This window comes from Eleftheria terrae (assembly GCF_030419005.1).
GTDB lineage: Bacteria > Pseudomonadota > Gammaproteobacteria > Burkholderiales > Burkholderiaceae_C > Caldimonas > Caldimonas terrae.
The window spans coordinates 519,057-538,793 of sequence record NZ_CP106951.1; the positions used below are offsets into that span (position 1 = coordinate 519,057).

Consider the following 19,737-nt stretch of genomic DNA (forward strand, 5'->3'; position numbering starts at 1 on the left):
CGCCTGCTCAGGCCGCCAGCAGCTCGCGATAGACGTCCACGTAGCGCTGCGCCCGGCCCCGCCATCCCAGCTGCTGCGCCATGCAGCGCTGCTGCAGTCCCCGCCACACCGCCGGTTCCCGCCAGGCCTCGAACACCCGCTGCAGCGCCGCCTGCAGCGCGCCTGCGGTGGGCTGCGAGAACGAGAAGCCGCTGGAGCGCTCCGGCGCAGCCGCCAGGTCCACCACCGTGTCGGCCAGCCCGCCGGTCGCATGCACCACCGGTGGCGTGCCGTACGCCTGGCTGTACATCTGGTTCAGCCCGCAGGGCTCGAAGCGCGACGGCATCAGGTAGGCGTCCGCCCCCGCCTCGATCTGGTGGGCCAGTGCCTCGTTGAAACCCAGCTCCACCGCCACCTGCCGCGGATGCCGGCCGGCACAGTCGCGTAGCTGCTGCTCCAGCCCCGCCTCGCCGACGCCAAGCACCACCAGCTGCCCGCCCTGCGCGAGCAGCCAGGGCAGCACCTCCAGGATCAGATCGATCCCTTTCTGCTCGGTCAGCCGGCTCACCAGCCCGAACAGCAGCGCGCCGTCGTCTTCCTGCAGGCCGAAGCGCTGCTGCAGCGTGGCCTTGTTCACGCGCTTGAGTTCGAGCCGGCCACTGTCGTAGCGCTGCGGCAGGTGCGGGTCGGTGGCCGGGTTCCACACCGCTTCGTCGATGCCATTGAGGATGCCGCACAGGCGCCCGGCGCGCGCGCGCAGGATGCCATCGAAGCCGCAGCCCGACGCCGGCTCGCGGATCTCCCGGGCATAGCTCGGGCTGACGGTGGTGATGCCATCGCTGAAGTTGATGCCGGCCTTCAGGAAGGACAGCTGGTGCCAGTATTCCAGGCCGTCCGGCACCAGCCATGGCGGTGGCAGCTCCAGCTCGCGGGCGCGTTCCAGCGGAAACAGGCCCTGGAAGGCCAGGTTGTGGATGGTCATCACGCTGCGCGTGCCGCCCGGCTGCAGCTGCTGCAGGTAGGCCGGCGCGAGCCCGGTGGGCCAGTCATTGCAGTGCAGGATGTCCGGTCGCCACTCGCGCCAGGGCGAGGCCCCGCCCGCCAGCTCCGCGGCCACACGGCTGAGCAAGCCGAAACGCAGCGCGTTCTCGCCCTGCGGGTCTTCATAGGGCCCGCCGGGGCGGTCGTAGTAGCCGGGGCAGTCCAGCAGCAGCAGCTCGACGCCGTCGTGCCGGCCGGCATGCAGCACGCGCGCGGCCGGCCAGTGCCCCTGGGCCGGCCGCTGGAAGAGCAGGCGCGCGCCGTCGCGCAGGGCGCGCAGGGCCGGGTAGGCTGGCATCAACAGCTTGACGTCATGCTCCAGAGCGGCCAGTGCTTGCGGCAGCGCGGCGCTGACGTCGCCCAGCCCACCGGTTTTCACCCAGGGGGCGCATTCGGGCGTCACGAACAGGATCTTGAGGGCCTTGGACATGGAGGCTCAGGCAGGGTCGGAAGAAGAAGTCGGTTCGCGGGCGTCGGCCGGCCCCGCGTCGGTTTCGGGAACCAGCACCGCCACCGGCAGCTCGGCCAGCAGCTCGCCGAGGCGCAGGCGGCTGCCATCGGCGAGGGCGGCAACCCGCCGCCCGGTGATGGCATCACGCCAGGCGCCGGTGCCGAAGCCGGGTGGCAGGGGCAGGGTGGTGTCGCGCCAGGTGGCGGGGTCGGCCAGGGCCTGCAGCTGGCCGCCGGTGAGCGTGTGCAGCAAGCGGGTGGCGATGGTCAGGCTGCGCTGGCCGCGCGCCTCGCGCCCGAAGGCGACGATGTGTTCCGCCGCGGGGCCGTCCGCCTCGATCGGCAGGTAGCGCCCGGTCTCGAACAGCTGCGCCCTCTGGCGGCGCAACTGCAGCAGGCGCCAGGTCAGCAGCAGCTTCAGGCGGCCGTCGTACAGGCCCTCGCGCAGGCTGGCAAGGGCAGTGCGGGGCAGCTCGCCGCCTTCACACATCGCCTGCAGCCCCTGCAACTGCTGGCGCAGCGCCTGGAAGTCCACCGGCCGCCGGTTGTCCGGGTCCACCAGGCTGAAGTTCCAGCCTTCGCAGCCCTGGTAGATGTCCGGCACGCCGGGCGAGGTGAACTTCAGCGCCACCAGGCTCAGGCTGTTGTAGCAGCCGAAGGGGGCGAGCGCCTGGGCGAAGCCCTGCAGATCCTGCAGGAAGGGGTTCGGCGCGCCCTGGCGCAGCAGCACATCGATGAAGCGTGCCAGGCCCGCCTCGTAGTCGGCATTCGGCTCCACCCAGCTGGTGTGCTGCTTGGCCTCGCGCACCGCCTTCAGCATGTAGTCCTGCACGCGCTGGCGCAGCGTATCCAGCTGCTGTGCCTCGGGCGGCTCGACGGGCCAGACGCCGAACAGCGTCTGGTAGAGCAGGTACTCGTCATTGCGGTCGGGCCGCAGCGTGCCGGCGTCCAGCGACGGCAGCTGGCGCTCGGCCAGCGCGTGCCAGCGTCCCAGCGCGTCCTGCCAGGCCTGCGGTACCTCGCTGAGCACGTCGATGCGGGCCCGCAGGTCTTCCGAACGCTTGCTGTCGTGGGTGGAGCTGCCGAGCAGGGTGTGCGGCATGAAGCGCGCCCGCGACTGGTTGGCGACATGGAAGGCCGCCACGGTGGTGCCGAAGTTGCGCGGGTCGCCACCCACATCGTTGAGCGAAACCAGGCGGTGGTAGCGGTAGAAGGCGGTGTCCTCCATGGCCTTGGCCATCACGGGCGCGGTGAACTGCTGGAAACGCCGCACGAAGGCCAGCAGGTCCTGCCGGGCCTGCGGGTCGGGCTCCTCGGCCGCGCCGAGCATCAGCGTGCGCAGGTGTTCCAGCACCACCCCGGCGGATTCGCTGCTGCGCCGCTTGGCCGCTGCAGTGGCCCAGTCGAGGTGGGCCCGGTCGATCTCGTCGGCGCCGTGCTCGCCGATGTAGGTGCGGTACACCGGGAAGCAGGCGGCCAGCTCGGCGAGGGCGGCTTTCAGTGCGTTGCGGGTGAAGTCGCGTGCATGGCGGTCGCGCTGGCAGATGCGGTAGGCCGCAGCGGTCAGCATCTGAAGATCGGCGGCCAGCGCGCTGTTGATGATGATGTGCTTGGCCTCGTGCAGCAGTTCATCGAAGTCCAGCGACGTGCCGATGAAGCCGGCATAGATGCGGTCGAACTCGGGCGCCTGGCGCCCATCCACGAACAGCCCGTTCACCTGGTTGGCAAAGCGGTAGCCGGTGTCGCCGTGCACCGGCCAGCTCGACGGCCAGCGCTCGTGCTCGGCCAGGATCTTTTCGATCACCAGGTACAGCGCACGCGGGGCCTCGTCCTTGCCGGCCGGGCCACTGCGCTGCAGGGCCGCGTATTGCGACTGCAGCCGCTGGAAATAGCCGCAGGGATCGGCCAGGCCGTCGGGGTGGTCGATGCGCAGCCCGGCAATGCGGCCTTCGGCCAGCCAGCGCAGCAGGGTGCGGTGGCTGGCGTCGAACACCGGTTCGCGCTCCATGCGCAAGGCGGCCAGCGTGCTGATGTCGAAGAAGCGCCGGTAGTTGACTTCGTCGCCCGCCACCCGCCAGTAGGCGAGCCGGTAGGCCTGCCGGCGGATCAGGCCGTCCAGCCCGTCGAAGCTGGACGCCTCGCCGGGGCGGCCGTTGAGGGCCTGCACGCTGGCTGCCACCCAGTGGGCCAGCCAGGGCAGCTCGCGGCAGCGCTCGGCCAGCTGCTGCTTGTACAGTGCCTGGTCGCGCTGGCGCGTGGCCCGGGCGGCCGGCCCGGCCTCGTTGCGGTCCGGCAGCCGTGCGAAGGCGTCCAGCAGCGACTCGACCGCGTGCAAGGCTTCGGCCTGGGCGTCATCCTGCGGCAGCGGCGCAGGCGTGCTGCGCACGATGCGGGCGTAGTCACGCGGATCGATCGGGAAGCGGTGGTCGTAGTAGCCGAGCCGGAATTCACCGCGCTCGCCGTCGAAGGACAAGGCCAGCTGACCGGCCTCCAGCACCTCGCCATACGGCGCGCCGAGCACCGGCAGCAGCACCCGGCCGGCCAGCTCGGGCGAGGGCGGGTGCCAGTCGATGTCGAAGGTCTCGGCATGCTCGGAAGCCGGGCCGTGCTCCAGCACGTCGAGCCACCAGGCGTTGTCGGCCTGCAGCACGCCCATGTGGTTGGGCACGATGTCCAGCAGCTGGTGCATGCCGCGCTTGGCCAGGGTCAGGCACAGCCGCTCGAAATCCTGCTCGGTGCCGATCTCGGGGTTGAGCGCGTTGTGGTCGACGATGTCGTAGCCGTGCGTGCTGCCCGAGCGCGCCTTCAGGTAGGAGGAGCTGTAGAGGTGGCTCACCCCCAGTGCGTCGAGGTAGTCCACCACCCCGGTGGCCTGGCTGAAGGTGAAGTCGCCATGCAGCTGCAGCCGGTAGGTCGCACGTGGCACCAGCGCGCTATCCAGCGCGGGCAGGGCCAGCGCGGTGGACGGGCGCGCCGCATGGGCGCGCGAGCGGGCCAGCGCGCCGGCCACTGCCAGCAGCCGCCAATCGTGGGCCAGGGCATCCAGATCCAGCTCCAGCTTGCGGCGCCAGTTGGGCCACCGGTCTTCGGTGGTGCCCGGCAGGTTCACCTGCTCCAGCTGCAGGAGCACGTCTTCCAGCTGCACGCCCACCAGCTGGGATGCCGTGCGGCCCAGCAGCTCGTGCAGCGCGGTGCCCAGCTCCGGGGTGAGCTCCAGCGGCGCTGGCCGGGCGGCCTCGCCAGCCGGCTGCAGGCCTTCGGCTTCGAGCGCCAGCAGCAGCCGGGCCCGGTCGGCGGCCCGCTCCACGCTGTGCTTGCGGAAGGCCTGCTCGGCCGGGTAGAGGCCCAGCTTGCGTCGCAGCGCGATGTCCTCGCCGCGCCAGAAACCGCGCAGGGTGGGCAGGTCGTGCGTGCCCGCCACTGCCAGCGAGTGCGGCTTCCAGTCACCCGGGGCGCGGAAGCCGCCTTCCTCGTCATGCTCGAAGTAGAGGGGGCAGTAGGAGAGCAGGCCGTATTGCTGCATCGCTTGCTGCACTTCGGGCGGCACCGTGCCCAGGTCCTCGCCGATGACCAGGCAGCGCTGTCGCACGCTTTCCAGCGCCACGATGGCCATCATCTCGTCGATGCGATAGTGCATGTAGGCGCCGCCCCCGCCGCCCGGCGCGATCCAGAACAGCCGCCGCAGGGCCATCACATGGTCGAGCCGCAGCGCGCCGGCTGCCCGCATGTTGGCCCGCAGCGTGCGCACGAAGGCCTCGTAGCCCGATTCGCGCAGCGCATCGGGCCGTGGCGGTGGCAGGCCCCAGTCCTGCCCGCCGGGATTCAGCTCGTCGGGCGGCGCGCCCACGTGCACGCCGCGGGCGTACAGGGCGGGGCTGGCCCAGGTTTCGGTGCCCCCTTCGTTGGAGCCCACCGCGAGGTCGCGGTACAGCCCAATGGACATGCCGAGCGCTTCGCCTCGCGCCGCCACCGCCTGCAGCTGCTCGTCGGCCAGCCATTGCAGGTACTCGTAGAACTCGATCCGCTCCAGCTGCTCGGCCTCGAAACGGGAGACCGCGGCGCTGCCACGCTCGCGCCACTCCTCGGGCCAGGCGGGCCAGCCCCAGATGGAGGCGTCCTGCCGGTGGAAATGCGCCTGGATGGCCTCGAACAGGGCCTGGTGGCGCAGCACCTCGCCCTGTTCGCGGCGGAAAGCATCGAAGGCCTGCGCCCGTACGCTGTCCCGGCCCAGATGCTGACGGCGAAACTCGGCGTACAGCAGCTCCAGCACTTCGAGCTTGGCCGCCGTCACACCTGCGTGGTCCACCAGGGTGCTCTCGCGCAAGGCCTGCAGCCGCTGCTGGAAATGCGCGGCCTGCACATGGCGCTGGGCCGCCTCGCAGCTGGCGAATTCGGGCACCGCCTCGACGTCCAGGTACAGCACGTTCAGCAGGCAGCGGTTCGACGGACTGTAGGGGCTCGCCTGGCCTGGTGCATGCAGGAACAGCGCATGCAGCGGGTTCACGCCGACGAAGGAGCCACCGAGCGCGGCGGCAATCTCCATCATGCGCTGCAGGTCCGAGAAATCACCGATGCCCCAGTTGCGGGCCGAGCGCAGCGAATACAGCTGCACGCACAGGCCCCACAGCCGCTGGCCGGCCTCGAAGGCCGGCGGCCGCCAGCACTGCGGCGGGCTGACGATCAGCGTGGTGCCGGCCACGTCGCGGCCGCTGTCCTGCAGCCGCAGGCGGTGGTAGCCCAGCGGCAGTTCGTCCGGCAGCGTCAGGCGGCCATCAGCGTCGAGGCGGCCCTCACGGCTCTGGCCGTCCTCGAGGTCCAGCCGCCATTGCAGTGCCTGGTGGCCGGCCGGGATGTCGAGCGGGGCCCGCTCGCGCTGGGGAACCACCCATACGGGCGGCAACCCGGCCTCTGCGTCTTCAGCTTGGCGGCGCTGTACGTCGGCCTCCGCCGCGGCTTCGCTATCCGCTGTCACTCCCAAGGCGCGCAGCAGCGCCCGCAGCGTATCTGGAGGGACTTGCTGCTCGCGCCCCCAGCAGTCGATGTAGCGGGTGGCCAGGCCAACCTGATCGCACAGACGATGCAGGGCCGAATGTGCACACATATCCATCATTTCGCCTCGTGTCCCCAATACCAGCGCCCGCCCCACGGGCCGAGCGCATCCGCCACCACGTCGCCGAGGCTGAAGAGCAGCGTGGCGTCTTCCAGGCCTTGCGGCTGCGAGGGACTGTCGAGCTGGCAGCTGCGATGCTGCGGGTTAATGAGCATCTCCAGCGCATGGCCGCCCTCGAAACGCCAGCGCACCCGCAGGGCGCCGTCGCCGGCCGGCTCGGCGCTGTGCGCGCCGGTAAGCAGCCGCCGCAGGTGCGGCGTCAGCGCGCGGGCGCGCAGCGCCAGCAGCTGGCCGTAGAGATGGCGCCACTCACGATGGGCCACCGCCTGGGCACTGACCCAGTCGAGCTTGCTGCGCTCGAAGGTGGCCGGGTCGCAGGGGTCGGGCAGCTCGTTGCGCGCAGCTGCCTCGGCATAGCGCGGGAAGTGCGAGAACTCGTTGCGCCGGCCCTCGCGCACCGCCTCGCGCAGGTCGCCACTCCAGTCGGCGAAGTAGAGGAAGGGCGTTTGCGCACCGAATTCCTCGCCCATGAACAGCAGCGGCGGCGACGGATTCAGCAGGCACACCGCGGTGGCCAGCCGCAGCGAGGTGGCATCGGCGAGCTGCGCCAAGCGCTCGCCGAAGGCACGGTTGCCAATCTGGTCATGGTTCTGCAGGAAGTTCACCGTGCAGCCGAGCGGCACCGTGCCTTCGGCCGCTTGTCGCGGCGCGGCATGCTCGCTGTTGTGCGGGCCGCCCTGGCGGGCGAAACCGTGCACCAGCACCCGGGCCAGCTGCTCCAGCGGCCGGTCGTATTCGGCGTAGTAGCCGTCGTGCTCGTCCGTCAACAGCACATGCAGGGTGTGGTGGAAGTCGCCGTTCCATTGGCCGTCGAAGCGGCCGGGCGTGGCCGGCGGCGCGAGCCGGCGGGCATCGTTGCTGTCGTTCTCCAGCACCAGGTGCACATGCCGTCCGGGGCAGGCCTCGCGCACCCGGGCCGACAGGGTCTCGACGATGTCGGGCCGGCTGTTGTCGAGCATCGCGTGCACCGCGTCGAAGCGCAGGCCGTCGAAGCGGTACTCCTGCAGCCAATACAGCGCGTTGTTGATGAAGAAGTCGCGCACGGTCTCGCAGCCGGGCGCATCGAAATTGACGGCCGGCCCCCAGGCGGTCTTGTGGCTGTCGGTGAAGAACTGCGGCGCGTAGCGCGGCAGGTAGTTGCCGTCCGGCCCGAAGTGGTTGTAGACCACGTCCAGCAGCACCATCATGTTGAGCCGGTGGGCGGCCTGGATGAAGCGCTTGAGGTCTTGCGGCGTGCCGTAGGCCGCATGTGGCGCGAAGGGCAGCACGCCGTCATAACCCCAGCCAAAGCGCCCGGGGAAGTCCGCCAGCGGCATCAGCTGCACCGCCGTGATGCCCAGCTGCGCCAGCGCCGGCAACTGTGCCTCCGCCGCCGCGTAGGTGCCGGCCGGCGTGAAGCAGCCGACATGCAGCTCATAGATCACCGCTTCATGCCAGGGCCGGCCGCACCAGGCACTGTCCCAGTCGAACTTCAGCGGGTCGACCAGCTGGCTCGGGCCGTGCGGGCCCTCGGGGTTGAAGCGCGAGGCCGGGTCCGGTACGCGCAGTTCATCGTCGATGAACCACTGGTAGAGGTCGCCGGCCGCGGCTTCGGGCACGACCAGCCGGTACCAGCCGTCGGCGCCGGCATGCGCCTCGAACTGCTGCTCCTGCTGCTGGTGCTTGAGCACCAGCCGGGCCGTGCGCGCTGCGGGCGCCCAGAGGCGGAACTGCGCTCCGCCTTCGGGACGCAGCCGAGCGCCGAAGGGCATCTCGTGTACGTATTGCATCCAAGGCTCCTGGGTCAAATGGAGGGCTGTGTGAGCACAGCAATCGAGCGGCCCGCCACCACGTACTGGCCTTCGGTGGCAATGCCCTCGAAGGCAGGCAGGCCGACCGGGGTGCGGGTGTCGAAGCGCGGCAGCCAGGCGGCGCCGTGATGCTCGGGCAGCGCAAAGGCGACCGGGTCGTCCTGCGCATTGAGCAGGATCAGCACCGAGTCGCCGGTGAGCGGCTCGCCGTGTTCGTCGTGCTGGTCGGTCTTCCAGCCGCAGATGAGAGCGGCCACGGCACCGAGCCCCGGCTGCACCCAGTCGGCTGACGCCATCTCGGTGCCGGCGGGTGTGAGCCAGGTGATGTCCTTGTGGCCATCCGCATCGGCCTTGCCCGAGAAGAAGGAGCTGCGCCGCAGGGCCGGCTGGGCCTTGCGGAAGGCGACCAGCCGCTGCACGAAGTCGCAGAGGCGCCGCGAGCGCTCATCCTGCGGCCATGGCAGCCAGCTGATGTCGTTGTCCTGGCAGTAGCCGTTGTTGTTGCCTCGCTGCGTGCGGCCCATCTCGTCGCCGCCGAGCAGCAGGGGGGTGCCCTGCGAGAGCAGCAGCGTGAGCAGCAGGTTGCGCTTCTGGCGTTCGCGCAGCGCGTTCACCAGCTCGTCGTCGGTCTCGCCTTCGGCGCCGCAGTTCCAGCTGCGGTTGTGGTTGTCGCCGTCGCGGTTGTCCTCGCCGTTGGCCAGGTTGTGCTTCTCGTTGTAGGAGACCAAGTCGTGCAGCGTGAAGCCATCGTGCACCGTGACGAGGTTGATGCTGTCGGTGGGGCAGCGGCGGGCGTGCTGGTAGATGTCGCTGGAGCCGCACAGGCGCTTGGACAGCTCGGCCAGGTTGCCCTCGCGCGGTCGCCAGAAGTCGCGCACCGTGTCGCGGTAGCGGCCGTTCCATTCCGCCCAGCCGGGCGGGAAGCCGCCGACCTGGTAGCCGCCTTCGCCCAGGTCCCAGGGCTCGGCGATCAGCTTCACGTGCGACAGCAGCGGGTCCTGTGCAATGGCGGTGAAGAAGCCGCTGTGCAGGTCGAAGTCGGCCTGGCCGCGGCCGAGGGCCGAGGCGAGGTCGAAGCGGAAGCCGTCCACGTGCATCTCCTGCACCCAGTAGCGCAGGCTGTCCATGATCATGCGCACCACGACAGGGTGGCGCGTGTTCATCGTGTTGCCGCAGCCGGTGTAGTCGACATAGTGGCGCCGGTCCTTCGGGTCGAGCCGGTAGTAGGCCGGGTTGTCGATGCCCTTGAACGAGAAGGTGGGGCCGAGCTCGTTGCCTTCGGCGGTGTGGTTGTAGACCACGTCCAGGATCACCTCGATGCCGGCTGCATGCAGCGCCTTCACCATCTGCTTGAATTCGGTCACCGCCGCCCCGCTGGCGCTGTAGCGCGCCTCGGGCGCGAAGTAGCCGACGGTGTTGTAGCCCCAGTAGTTGCGCAAGCCGAGCTTCACCAGCCGCTCGTCGTCGAAGAAGGCATGCACCGGCAGCAGCTCGACCGCCGTCACACCGAGCCGGCGCAGGTGGGCGATGGCCGGCTCGCTGCCCAGCCCGGCATAGCTGCCGCGCAGGGCCGGTGGCACGTCGGGATGCAGCGCGGTGTAGCCCTTGACGTGCACCTCGTAGATCAGCGTGTCGGCCCAGGGCGTGCGCAACTGCGTGTCCCCCTCCCAGTCGAAGCTGTCGTCCACCACCTGGCACTTGGGCAGGAAGTCGGCGTTGTCGCGTGCGTCGGGGAGCTCGGTCGCGGCGCCATCGGCATCGAGCTGGAAGCCGTAGTGCGCCGTTGTCCAGCGCAGCTCGCCAACGATGGCTTTCGCATATGGGTCCAGCAGCAGCTTGTGCGGATTGCAGCGCAGGCCGTGCTCAGGCGCATAGGGGCCGTGTACGCGCAGGCCGTACAGGTCGCCGGGCCGGCAGCCGGCCACATAGCCGTACCAGACGTTGTGCCGGTGGTGCTCCAGCTCGATGCGGCGCGCCTCGCGCTGGCCGTCGCGCTCGAAGAGGCACAACTCGACCCGCTCGGCGACGCTGGAATGGAAGGCGAAGTTGACGCCCCGGCCGTCCCAGGTGGCTCCGAGCGGGTAGGGGCGGCCGGTTCTCGTGCGGGGTTTTGACATCTAGCCGTGCATCACCCCAGGGCGGTGGCCCGTTCCACGAACGCAGCCGGCGTGCCGGCGCTGCGGCTGAAATAGCAGCGCGGCACCACCACCACCCCGCCTTCGCTCACCTGGAAGCGCTGGCGGTCCTTCTCCAGGTCATAGCCGATGGTCTCGCCCGGCGGGATGAAGTTGTCCTGGTCGATGATGGCTCGCCGGATCTTGGCGCCGCGGCTCACCACCGTGCGCTCCATCAGGATGCAGTGCTCCAGCCGGGCGTCCTGTTCCACCCGCACCGAGCGGCGCAGCATGGCATGGTCGAGGTAGGCGCCGTGGATGATGCTGCCCGAGCCAATCGTGGAATGGTTGATGAAGCCCTGCTCGATCTGTGCGGACTCCGCCTGGTCGGGGCTTGCATAGATCGGCCAGGCGCTGTTGGTCATGCGGAACTTCGGCTCGGCGCCCAGGGTGTCGAAGTGAGCATGAAAGTAGGCGTCGATGGTGCCGACGTCGCGCCAGTAGCCATGCTCTTCGTACGGCTGCGTGCCGGGGATGACGTTGGTGTCGAAGTCGTAGGCCAGCAGCCGGTGCGTCTTCAGCATCCGGGGGAGCAGGTGCTTGCCGAAGTCGCTCTCGCCGGTCTCATGGGCGCGTTGCAGCTCGCGGCGCAGCACGTCGGCATTGAAGATGTAGTTGCCCATCGAAGCCAGCGCGTGCGTGCTGCGGCCGGGCATCGGCCGGGCTTTCGGCGGCTTCTCGGTGAAGGCCTGGATGCGGCCGTCGTCGCTGGTCTCGACGATACCGAAGGAGCTCGCCTGCTCCAGCGGCACCGGCAAGGTGGCCACCGTCACGTCGGCATTGCCGGCCAGGTGGCACTGGATCATCTGGCGCACATCCATCCGGTAGATGTGGTCGGCACCGAACACCGCCACCAGGTCGGGCTGCAGCGTGTCCATCAAGTGCAGGTTCTGGTAGACCGCATCCGCGGTGCCCTGGAACCAGCGAGGCCCATTGCGCATCTGTGGCGGCACCACCGTGACGAAGTGCTGGGGAATGAAGCGCGTCATGGTCCAGGACTGCCGCACATGCTCGATGAGCGACTGCGACTTGTACTGCACCAGCAGGTAGATCGAATAGATCTCCGAGTTGACGAGATTGCTCAGCACGAAGTCGACGATGCGGTGCTTGCCGTTGAAGGGCACCGAGGGCTTGCAGCGCTCCACCGTGAGGGGGTGCAGCCGGGAGCCTTCGCCTCCCGCCATCACGAAAGCGAGCACGTTCTTTCCAGCGATCATTGGGTTCTCCGGATAGGCAGCAGATAAATGTTGTTGAGGGGCGCGGTACAGCTGCCGAAGCAGTCCGGACGAACTCGCCACCTCACCGGGCTGTCACCTCACCCATGGGGCCTGTCGCTCGGCGGGCATGCGCGCTGCCGCACGGCGACGTTGTCGTTTCCGAAACCTTCGTTTGCATCGCTACACCGATCGCAACCTGCCGAAGCAACGGCAAGCGGCGTGCCCAGCCTTTCTGCGGTGTTTGGCTGCAAACGCCGGCTGAGATGTGTCAGGCGGCACTCGGCGCCCATGTGGAAGGGTTGCAGCGCCAGCAAGAAATGCGGCTTTGCAGGGAGGGCGGCGGGAACGCGCCTTGCGGCCCGGGGCTCAGGCGTTGCCGCCTGCCCAGATCAAGGAGACCGACCATGAATCCGGAAAACGATGTCCGCCTGTCGCTTGGACGTATCGAGGCCCTCATCGACCGCGCTGCCGACGTCTGCGACTTCGATCCCTCGGTTCCTCAAGAAGTGAAGGATTGCGTGAGGCAGCTGGACGAGGAGACGGACGCGGCCCGCTATGAAGAGATGCTGGAGCAGGACCGCTTCACGATCGGCGACCACCTGGATGCCCTGGAAGGCCTGGCCGACCAGGCCCGCCAGGCCTGCGAGCAGAGCGAGGCCGTCAACCCTGCGATCGACAACACCATCGACGAGGCAAGACGCGAGATTGCGGAGCTGCGGCGCAAGCTGCATTGAAGCCCGCGCGGCGGTGCCTGCCGGCCCGGCTGGGCCGCCACGGGGCGGTCCACAGCGGCCGCAACTTCTACAAGAATTTCGCGTAAGCCTTACCCCGGTGCAACCCGTATGGCGAGGGTCGCCAGGACGATGCATGGCGCCAGGCGGTCGCCTTGGCAGCGGTAGCGGTCGCTCGCTTGGGCATGGAACTTGCGAGAATTGGCCTCATCCGCAGCCGCCATGAATCACTCCTCGTCCGACCATCCCTTCCGTGAAGTGACCTCCGACACGCCTGTGAGCGTGCTGGTGGTCGATGACAATCGCGACTCGGCTGAAAGCCTGGCCCTGCTGCTCAGCATGGGGGGTTATGTGGTCCGCGTCGCCTATGACGGCCGCGAAGGTCTGGAGGCGGCCAGTGAGCTGCGGCCCACCGTGATGTTGCTCGACATCGGCCTGCCGCAGCTCAGCGGCTACGAGGTGGCCCGCGAGCTCGGGCGCCGCGGCGATCGCCCGCCCTTGCTGATCGCGATGACGGCTTTCTGCTCCGAGACCGATCGTCGGGAGGCGCTGCGCGCGGGGTTCCATCATCACCTGGCCAAGCCGGTTGACATGGCGACCTTGCAGCAGCTGCTCGATTCAGTCGCTCGTCATCCGAGCACCGCGTCCGAAAGCGGTGACGGCGAGTTGCCGCATTCGGGCAGCTCGCCCTTGCTGACGCACTGAGCTGCCGGCACGGCGGCCCGTGCGGCCCCGTGTCGCTCAGGCGGCGGTGTGCACTGCCAGCCCGGCGACACGCAGGGGCTCCAGCACCGTTTCGGGCGCCGAGGCCGTCACCAGCAGGGCGCTGAGCGCGGTGACGGGTGCAATGGCGTAGGCCGAGGCGACCCCCAGCTTGTCACTCGAGGCGAGGGCCACCGTCTCGGCCGCCTGGCCGAGCAAGGCACGCTTGATGTAGGCCTCTTCCAGGTCGCCGGTGCTCAAGCCGGCCTCGACATGAACGCCGGTGACGCCCATCAGGTACAGATCGGCCCGGATGCGCGAGATGGCTTCGGCCGCTGCGGCGCCGACATTCACCATGGAGTGCTTGAACAGGCGGCCGCCGATCGACACCACCTCCACCTCCGGATGGTCTCCCAAGGCCGCGGCAATCACCGGGCTGTGCGTGACGATGGTGGCGCGCAGCTGCGCCGGCAGGTGCCGCACCATCTGCAGCGTGGTCGTGCCGCCGTCGACGAACACCACCTGGCCAGGCTGGATCAGCTGTGCCGCTGCCTGCCCGAGGGCCTGCTTCTCCTCCACCTGCAACACCTGCCGCCGGGCCAGCGGGGCCACCGCCGGCGAGGCTGGCAGCGCGCCGCCATGCACCCGCTGTAGCAGCCCGGCGCGCGCCAGCTCGCGCAGGTCGCGGCGGATGGTGTCCTCGGAGAGCCCCAGTTCCTGCCCCAGGGCCTTGGCCACCACCTGGCCGTCGCGCTTGAGGATGGCCAGGATGTGTTGTTTGCGTTGTTCGGTCAGCATGCCGGCCAGTATGCACGATGTTGCACGAATCCGCACGATTCTTCTTGACGCTGCCCGTGCCGGACTTTAGGCTCGCGCCCTCATCTCATCGAAGGGAGAACTGCATGAGCGTTGCCGACCGGGTCCGGATCGAGGAAGTGACCCTGCTGTCAGACGACTGGTATGTGCTGAAGAAAACCCGCTTTCAGTGGCGCCGGCGCGATGGGCGCTGGCAGTCCATGAGCCGCGAGACGTATGACCGCGGCAATGGCGCGGTGATCCTGCTGCACGATGCGCAGCGGCAGACGGTGGTGCTGACCCGCCAGTTCCGCTTCCCGGCTTTCGTGAACGGGCATGACGGCTTGATGATCGAAGCGGCCGCCGGGCTGCTTGACCAGGCCTCGGCGGAGGAACGCATCCGTGCCGAAGCCGAGGAGGAGACCGGCTATCGGGTCGGCTCTGCCCGCAAGGTCTTCGAGGCGTACATGAGCCCCGGGTCGGTGACCGAGAAGCTGCACTTCTTCATCGCGCCGTACAGCTGCGCCTCGCGGGTGGGCGAGGGGGGCGGGGTGGAGTCGGAGGGGGAAGACATCGAGGTCCTCGAGCTGCCCTTGGCCGAGGCACTGCGCATGGTGGAGACCGGAGACATCGTCGATGGCAAGACCATCATGCTGCTGCAGTATGCCGCGCTGCATCTGGCCGGCCGCCCGGCAGCAGCCGGCGCGTAGAAAGGCCGCGGCCTGGCCGGCAAGGGCGCAGGCCGCGGCGGGCGGCAGCCACCGTACGGTTTCAGCGGGCGGCAGCCGCCTCCTGCCATCCGGCAGGGTGCATCACTTGGCTTGCCAGAGGCCGGCCGTTCCCGGCGCACCGGGGGCCCAGCCTGCGCCCACCCAGGCGGTGTGCGCCTGCAGGCAGCGCCAGGACTTGCCGTTGTGCGTCACCACCTGCCCGGCGGTGTAGCTGGCGCCTTCCTTCCAGGCGCTGCCGCCGGGGTTGGGTGCCGGCGTGGGAGCTGGCGTGGGCCCCGGCGTGGGGGCCGGGGGCGGCGGTGCCGGCGGCGGGGGCGGCGGCGGGGGAGGCGGATTGGTCGGCAAGGTCGTGTCGAGCTGGAAGCGCACGCCGCTGTCGGCATTCAGCGCGTAGACCTGCAGCGTGCTCGCCTCCGGCACCACCACCGAGCCGTTCTGCAGCTCGCCGACGCGCACGTGGGCCGAGCGGCCGTTGGTGCTGCGCGCCAGCTGGGCCAGCCATTTGGCAGCCGAGGTCAGGCCGGAGGTGATGGTCAGGCTGTGCGTCTCCAGGTCGCTGCCGTCGCGGCCGAACACGCGCAGCTTGACCACGGCGTTGACCGGCAGGTCGCGCCGCGCCGACACCTCGCCGAGCTGCTGCAGCGGCGTCGGTGGGGGCACGCCGGTGTCACCGCCGAAGGAGACATCCGAGCAGGCGTAGAACGCTTCAGGGCTGTCAGCGCGCTGCCAGACCATATAGAGCAGGTGCCGGCCGGTACGCGCGGGCAGCGGCAGCCGCATCACATACCGCTTGTCGGCGGTGAGGGTCACCTGCGAACCGGGCACTTCGTGGGCCAGGTCCAGGTCGCTCCAGCGCAACGGATGGGCGGCCGGGTCCCAGCCCTGGCGCGTCAGGTAGAAGCGGAAATAGCGGGTGCTGTGCGGAGCGGTGGCGTGGTAGCGGAACTCGTAGCGGCCGTCGGCACCCGGTGCCCACGAGGTGGCCCGCCAGTCCTTGCGCGCCAGGTTGAAGCCCTTGAAGAGCTCGGCCCCGCCGGCGCACAGCGTGCCGTCCGGTACCACCGCTTGATGGTTGCCGTTGGCGTCGCCCTGGCGCACGCCATTCCAGTCGTAGAGGGCCTGCTCCCCGCCAGCCGCCACCGCGGCGCGGCAGGCTTCCTGGTTGCGGTCCTTGTAGCAGGAGTACTGGCGGCTCACCGGGTATTCCGGTGCGCCGTGCGCCTGCGCCTCGTGGGCGGCAAAGGCCAGCGTGAGCATCGTCGCGACGGCATGTGCCACCGGCGAGACGGGCATCCTGATCCGGCTCATGGTGTTCCTTTCGAAGGCAAATGAAGAGAGAACATGTGAAGGGCTGCACCGGACGGCAGGGCCGTCGGTGCGATGCTCTTCCAGCGAAGCAGGCGCGAGATTAGGGACGCCTGCCACTTCACACTTGCCTAAGCGGTAAACAACGTAGCCGGGAGTGACAGGGTCGGCTTCCCTTCCGCCCCCATCGCCCCCATCGCCCCGGTTCACCGGCGCGCGGCCCCGGGCGCGTGAGAATGAGTCAGTGCAGCAGCGATCTGACTGTCGCTGATGACAACCAATATAAGAACCAGTGAATGATTCAGGGCGTCATCGCGCAATTCAGTGCGCCTGGCTGACGCGCGCTATTTGGGCCAGGTCGTCGACCCACTGCCGATAAGCCGGCGCTTGCGCCTCGGGCGGCAAGCGCAGCAGTGCTGCCGGGTGCCAGGTGACAAGGACCTGTCGGCCATCCGGCCGCTCCAGCCAGCGGCCGCGGTATTCGCTGACGGCAACCCGCTCGCTTAGCAGGGACTGCGCCGCGCTGGCACCCAGCGCGACCAGGCGGCGCGCACCGACCTCCGCCACTTCCTGCTCCAGCCACCGGCTGCAGGCCTGCAGTTCCCGCTGGCCCGGCGACTTGTGCAGGCGGCGCTTGCCACGCAGCTCGAAGCGGAAATGCTTGACTGCGTTGGTGAGGTAGAGCGTGCCGCGGTCCAGCCCGGCGTCGGCCAGCGCGCGGTCGAGCAGTTGGCCGGCCGGGCCGACGAAGGGCCGGCCGGCCAGGTCTTCCTGGTCGCCGGGCTGCTCGCCCACCAGCATCACCGATGCCGTTGCCGGGCCTTCGCCCCACACCGTCTGCGTGGCGTGGCGGGCATGCGGGCAGTCGAGGCAGCCAGCCGCCGCATCCCGAGCCGAGCGGCCGTCCACCAGCGCGGGCAGCGCAGGGCGGCGGCGTTGCGGCACGCTGGCCGGCTGGCTCAGCATGGTGTCGGTGCGTTGCCGGGCCTGGGCCGCCAGGGGAGCGATCAGGCGGGCTTCAGGCAGGTTGTGCCAGTACTTGCGCGGCATTTCGCTTTGCATGGCGTCGAGCTTGAGCCGGGCGGGGTTGAAGATGTGCTCGTAGTAGGTCAGCCACAGCGCCTCCTGAGCGTCTTCTGCCACGACCTCATCGCGGCGCGCGCCGGGGCCGAAGGCCAGTGCCCGCCCATCCCAGCGCACGCTGCGCCGGGGGGTGACGATGGACCAGTGCATGCCGGTGAACCGGCGCATGAAAAACGGCGCGACGGCATCGACGATGTGGTGCTCCGGCTCGAACCAGGCGACAAAACGCGGGCCATGGGCGGTGGGCCGCTCGGTGAAGCGCACAAAGGCCTTCATCTTGTGCATGTCGCGCCGTACCTGGCGGGCCAGCGCCTCGGCGGCCACGCGGTCGGGATCGAGGCTGTCGTGCCGCAGCGCCGGCTCCTGCACCAGGCGCCACAACAGCCGGTAGAGCAGGGCGAAGCGCTGCGGTTCGCTGTGCAGCAGGGCGTGCTCGGCCAGTGTGATGAAGGCCGCCGGCACCTGGTGCGCCGGGCTGGCCGGCGGGATGGGCGGCTGCGCCGCCGGCTGCGGCGCGTCGAACAGCCCGGCCGGCGCGCCGGCACCTGCGTCGCCTGCCACGCGCCATGCCACCGCCTCGGGCGGCACCCGCCGGGCCAGCAGGCCGCGGGCGGTGTCACGCCAGCCCTGCACGTCGGCGGCATGCGCCAATGTGGCGTCGTGCCAGCTCATGGCGGGGCGGTGTCGAACAGGCTGGCCTGGCGCGGCGGAGGCCGCAGCCGTGCAGCGAGGGAGCTGGCCTCCAGCGCCCGGCCGGGGCGGTGGTCGGCCAGCACCACAAAGGGCAGCACCTTGGCGGCCGGCACTCGCATCCGGGCCAGGTCGTCGGTGCGCAGGCGCCGGCTGCGCCGCGAGGCAAGGATGCGCTCGACCGCCTTGACCCCCAGGCCCGGCACCCGCAGCAGCAGCTCGCGCGGTGCGCGGTTCACGTCCACCGGGAAGCGTTCGCGGTGGCGCAGCGCCCATGCCAGCTTGGGGTCGACATCCAGGTCCAGCATGCCGCCGGGGGCGCCGGCGATCTCGTCGGCCTCGAAGCCGTAGAAGCGCATCAGCCAGTCGGCCTGGTACAGCCGGTGCTCGCGCTCCAGGGGCGGCGCCTGCAAGGGCAGCGTGCGTGCGGCGTCCGGTATGGGGCTGAAGGCCGAGTAGTAGACCCGGCGCAGACCATAGGAGGCGTACATGGCACCGCTGGTCTGCAGGATGGTGCGGTCGTCGGCCGGGTCGGCGCCGACGATGATCTGGGTGCTCTGGCTGCGTGCGAACGGCGGCGCTGCGCTGGGCTTGGGTGGCAAGCCGGCGGCGGCACGCGGCGCGGTCGGTCGCGACTCGTCGCGTGCGCCGTCGATCAGGAGGCGCAGCCGCGCCATCGAGCGGCGGATGCCGCTCGCGTCCTTCTCGGGTGCCAGGGCCTGCAGCCCTTCGACGGTGGGCAGTTCCAGGTTGATGCTGAGCCGATCGGCATAGCGGCCGGCGCGCGCGAGCAGTTCCGGGCTGGCATCGGGAATGGTCTTGAGATGGATGTAGCCGCGGAAGTCATGCTCCTCGCGCAGCACGCGGGCGACCTCGGTCACTTGCTCCATCGTGTAGTCGGCGCTGCGGATGATGCCCGAGCTGAGGAACAGCCCTTCGATGTAGTTGCGTCGGTAGAAGTCGAGGGTGAGCTGCACCACCTCGTCCACCGAGAAACGCGCCCGTGGCACGTTGCTGCTGACGCGGTTGACGCAGTAGAGGCAGTCGTAGAGGCAGAAGTTGGTCAGCAGGACCTTCAGCAGCGAGATGCAGCGGCCGTCCGGTGCGTAACTGTGGCAGATGCCCATCCCTTCGGTGGAGCCAACGCCCTGGCTACCGAGTGAATTGCGGGGGGCTGCGCCGCTGGAGGCGCAGGAGGCGTCGTATTTCGCGGCATCCGCGAGAACCGCCAGTTTTTGTTTCAGCTCCATCCGAATACTCCAGAGACGGGGCCTCGAATTGCCTGCTCGGCAGCGGGCCGGCTCATGCGGCCCGGGACTGTGCTTGGCATGACTGTATGAATATACAGTATTTGACGCAGTCGTAACACCCCTGGCCGTTCAGCGGACGGCTGCGGCCGCTGATCTGTCGGTCTGCCGCAAGTGCAACTGCTCGCAAATGGCAGCTGAATATTCGTTCAGCTTTCTGCCCTGGTGTCAATACCACCCAAATACCAGACCTCGATTTGCTGCTTGCCTAAATTTTGGGCGGATCGCGTTCAAGAGTGATGTCGCACTTGGTTCCAGCTTCTGCAGATTTGTTGCAAGAGCCTTCCCCGATATCTCAGCTGTGAACCAGAATCCGCGGCACTTTATGAAAAATTCAACAAAGAAGGAGCACAGATGAGCGGGAGCGGGCGGTGGCGCCTGGCGGTCGTGCATCGGCCCTTCGGCAGGGCGCCGGGCAGCTGGGCCGCGCACTGGTGCCGAAGCCAGGGGGCGGCAGGGTCCGCGGCCCGCGCCTGGTGCCAGTCCAGTCTGAATACCAATTGGGACGGACCGCATCATCGGCTTAACGGCGGACAACGGAACGTCCGCGTCGGGTTGGCCCCGGCGCGGCG

12 protein-coding genes are annotated in these 19,737 nt (G+C 69.4%); 3 read left to right on the top strand and 9 right to left on the bottom strand.

The genetic code is table 11. The features are described from left to right. Positions 1–7: 7 nt before the first annotated feature. The 5 genes from glgA to N7L95_RS02635 are packed head-to-tail and all read right to left on the bottom strand — an operon-like array spanning position 8 to position 11,821. Complete coding sequence (gene glgA, locus N7L95_RS02615; RefSeq protein WP_301258255.1) at positions 8–1,450, bottom strand: glycogen synthase GlgA; 1,443 nt, start codon at positions 1,448–1,450, stop codon at positions 8–10. Positions 1,451–1,456: 6 nt separating this feature from the next. Further along, complete coding sequence (locus tag N7L95_RS02620; protein WP_301258256.1) at positions 1,457–6,580, bottom strand: malto-oligosyltrehalose synthase; 5,124 nt, start codon at positions 6,578–6,580, stop codon at positions 1,457–1,459. Further along, positions 6,577–8,409: a malto-oligosyltrehalose trehalohydrolase gene (treZ, locus tag N7L95_RS02625; protein WP_301258257.1), complete on the bottom strand. Its 1,833-nt coding sequence runs from the start codon at positions 8,407–8,409 to the stop codon at positions 6,577–6,579. The genes N7L95_RS02620 and treZ overlap by 4 nt, the downstream gene beginning before the upstream one ends. Positions 8,410–8,423: 14 nt before the next feature. Then, positions 8,424–10,547 carry a glycogen debranching protein GlgX gene (gene glgX / locus N7L95_RS02630; protein WP_301258258.1) on the bottom strand — a complete coding sequence of 708 codons (2,124 nt, stop codon included), beginning with the start codon at positions 10,545–10,547 and terminating at the stop codon, positions 8,424–8,426. A gap of 11 nt (positions 10,548–10,558) precedes the next feature. Beyond that, positions 10,559–11,821, bottom strand: a complete 1,263-nt coding sequence (locus N7L95_RS02635) for a glucose-1-phosphate adenylyltransferase (protein ID WP_363324858.1) — start codon at positions 11,819–11,821, stop codon at positions 10,559–10,561. 404 nt (positions 11,822–12,225) lie between these two features. On the opposite strand from N7L95_RS02635, the gene N7L95_RS02640 reads away from it, so the two are divergent. Both N7L95_RS02640 and N7L95_RS02645 read left to right on the top strand, forming a co-directional pair. Beyond that, positions 12,226–12,555 carry a hypothetical protein gene (locus N7L95_RS02640; RefSeq protein WP_301258259.1) on the top strand — a complete coding sequence of 110 codons (330 nt, stop codon included), beginning with the start codon at positions 12,226–12,228 and terminating at the stop codon, positions 12,553–12,555. Positions 12,556–12,774: 219 nt separating this feature from the next. Continuing rightward, positions 12,775–13,257: a response regulator gene (locus N7L95_RS02645; RefSeq protein WP_301258260.1), complete on the top strand. Its 483-nt coding sequence runs from the start codon at positions 12,775–12,777 to the stop codon at positions 13,255–13,257. Between the two features lie 36 nt (positions 13,258–13,293). Here N7L95_RS02645 and N7L95_RS02650 read toward each other — a convergent pair whose 3' ends face one another. Further along, positions 13,294–14,052: a DeoR/GlpR family DNA-binding transcription regulator gene (locus N7L95_RS02650; protein WP_301258261.1), complete on the bottom strand. Its 759-nt coding sequence runs from the start codon at positions 14,050–14,052 to the stop codon at positions 13,294–13,296. 104 nt (positions 14,053–14,156) lie between these two features. Between N7L95_RS02650 and N7L95_RS02655 the strand changes: the two genes are divergently transcribed. Beyond that, complete coding sequence (locus N7L95_RS02655; protein WP_301258262.1) at positions 14,157–14,759, top strand: NUDIX hydrolase; 603 nt, start codon at positions 14,157–14,159, stop codon at positions 14,757–14,759. A gap of 102 nt (positions 14,760–14,861) precedes the next feature. On the opposite strand, the gene N7L95_RS02660 is transcribed toward N7L95_RS02655, so the two are convergent. From N7L95_RS02660 to N7L95_RS02670, 3 genes are all read right to left on the bottom strand, one after another. Further along, positions 14,862–16,088, bottom strand: coding sequence for a lytic polysaccharide monooxygenase (locus tag N7L95_RS02660; protein ID WP_301258263.1), 1,227 nt, complete (start codon positions 16,086–16,088; stop codon positions 14,862–14,864). Between the two features lie 318 nt (positions 16,089–16,406). Beyond that, on the bottom strand, positions 16,407–17,840 hold the full coding sequence (locus N7L95_RS02665) for a UdgX family uracil-DNA binding protein (RefSeq protein ID WP_301258264.1): 1,434 nt from the start codon (positions 17,838–17,840) through the stop codon (positions 16,407–16,409). Then, complete coding sequence (locus tag N7L95_RS02670; RefSeq protein ID WP_301258265.1) at positions 17,837–19,108, bottom strand: putative DNA modification/repair radical SAM protein; 1,272 nt, start codon at positions 19,106–19,108, stop codon at positions 17,837–17,839. Before N7L95_RS02670 ends, N7L95_RS02665 begins: the two co-directional genes overlap by 4 nt. Between the last annotated feature and the right edge of the window lie 629 nt (positions 19,109–19,737).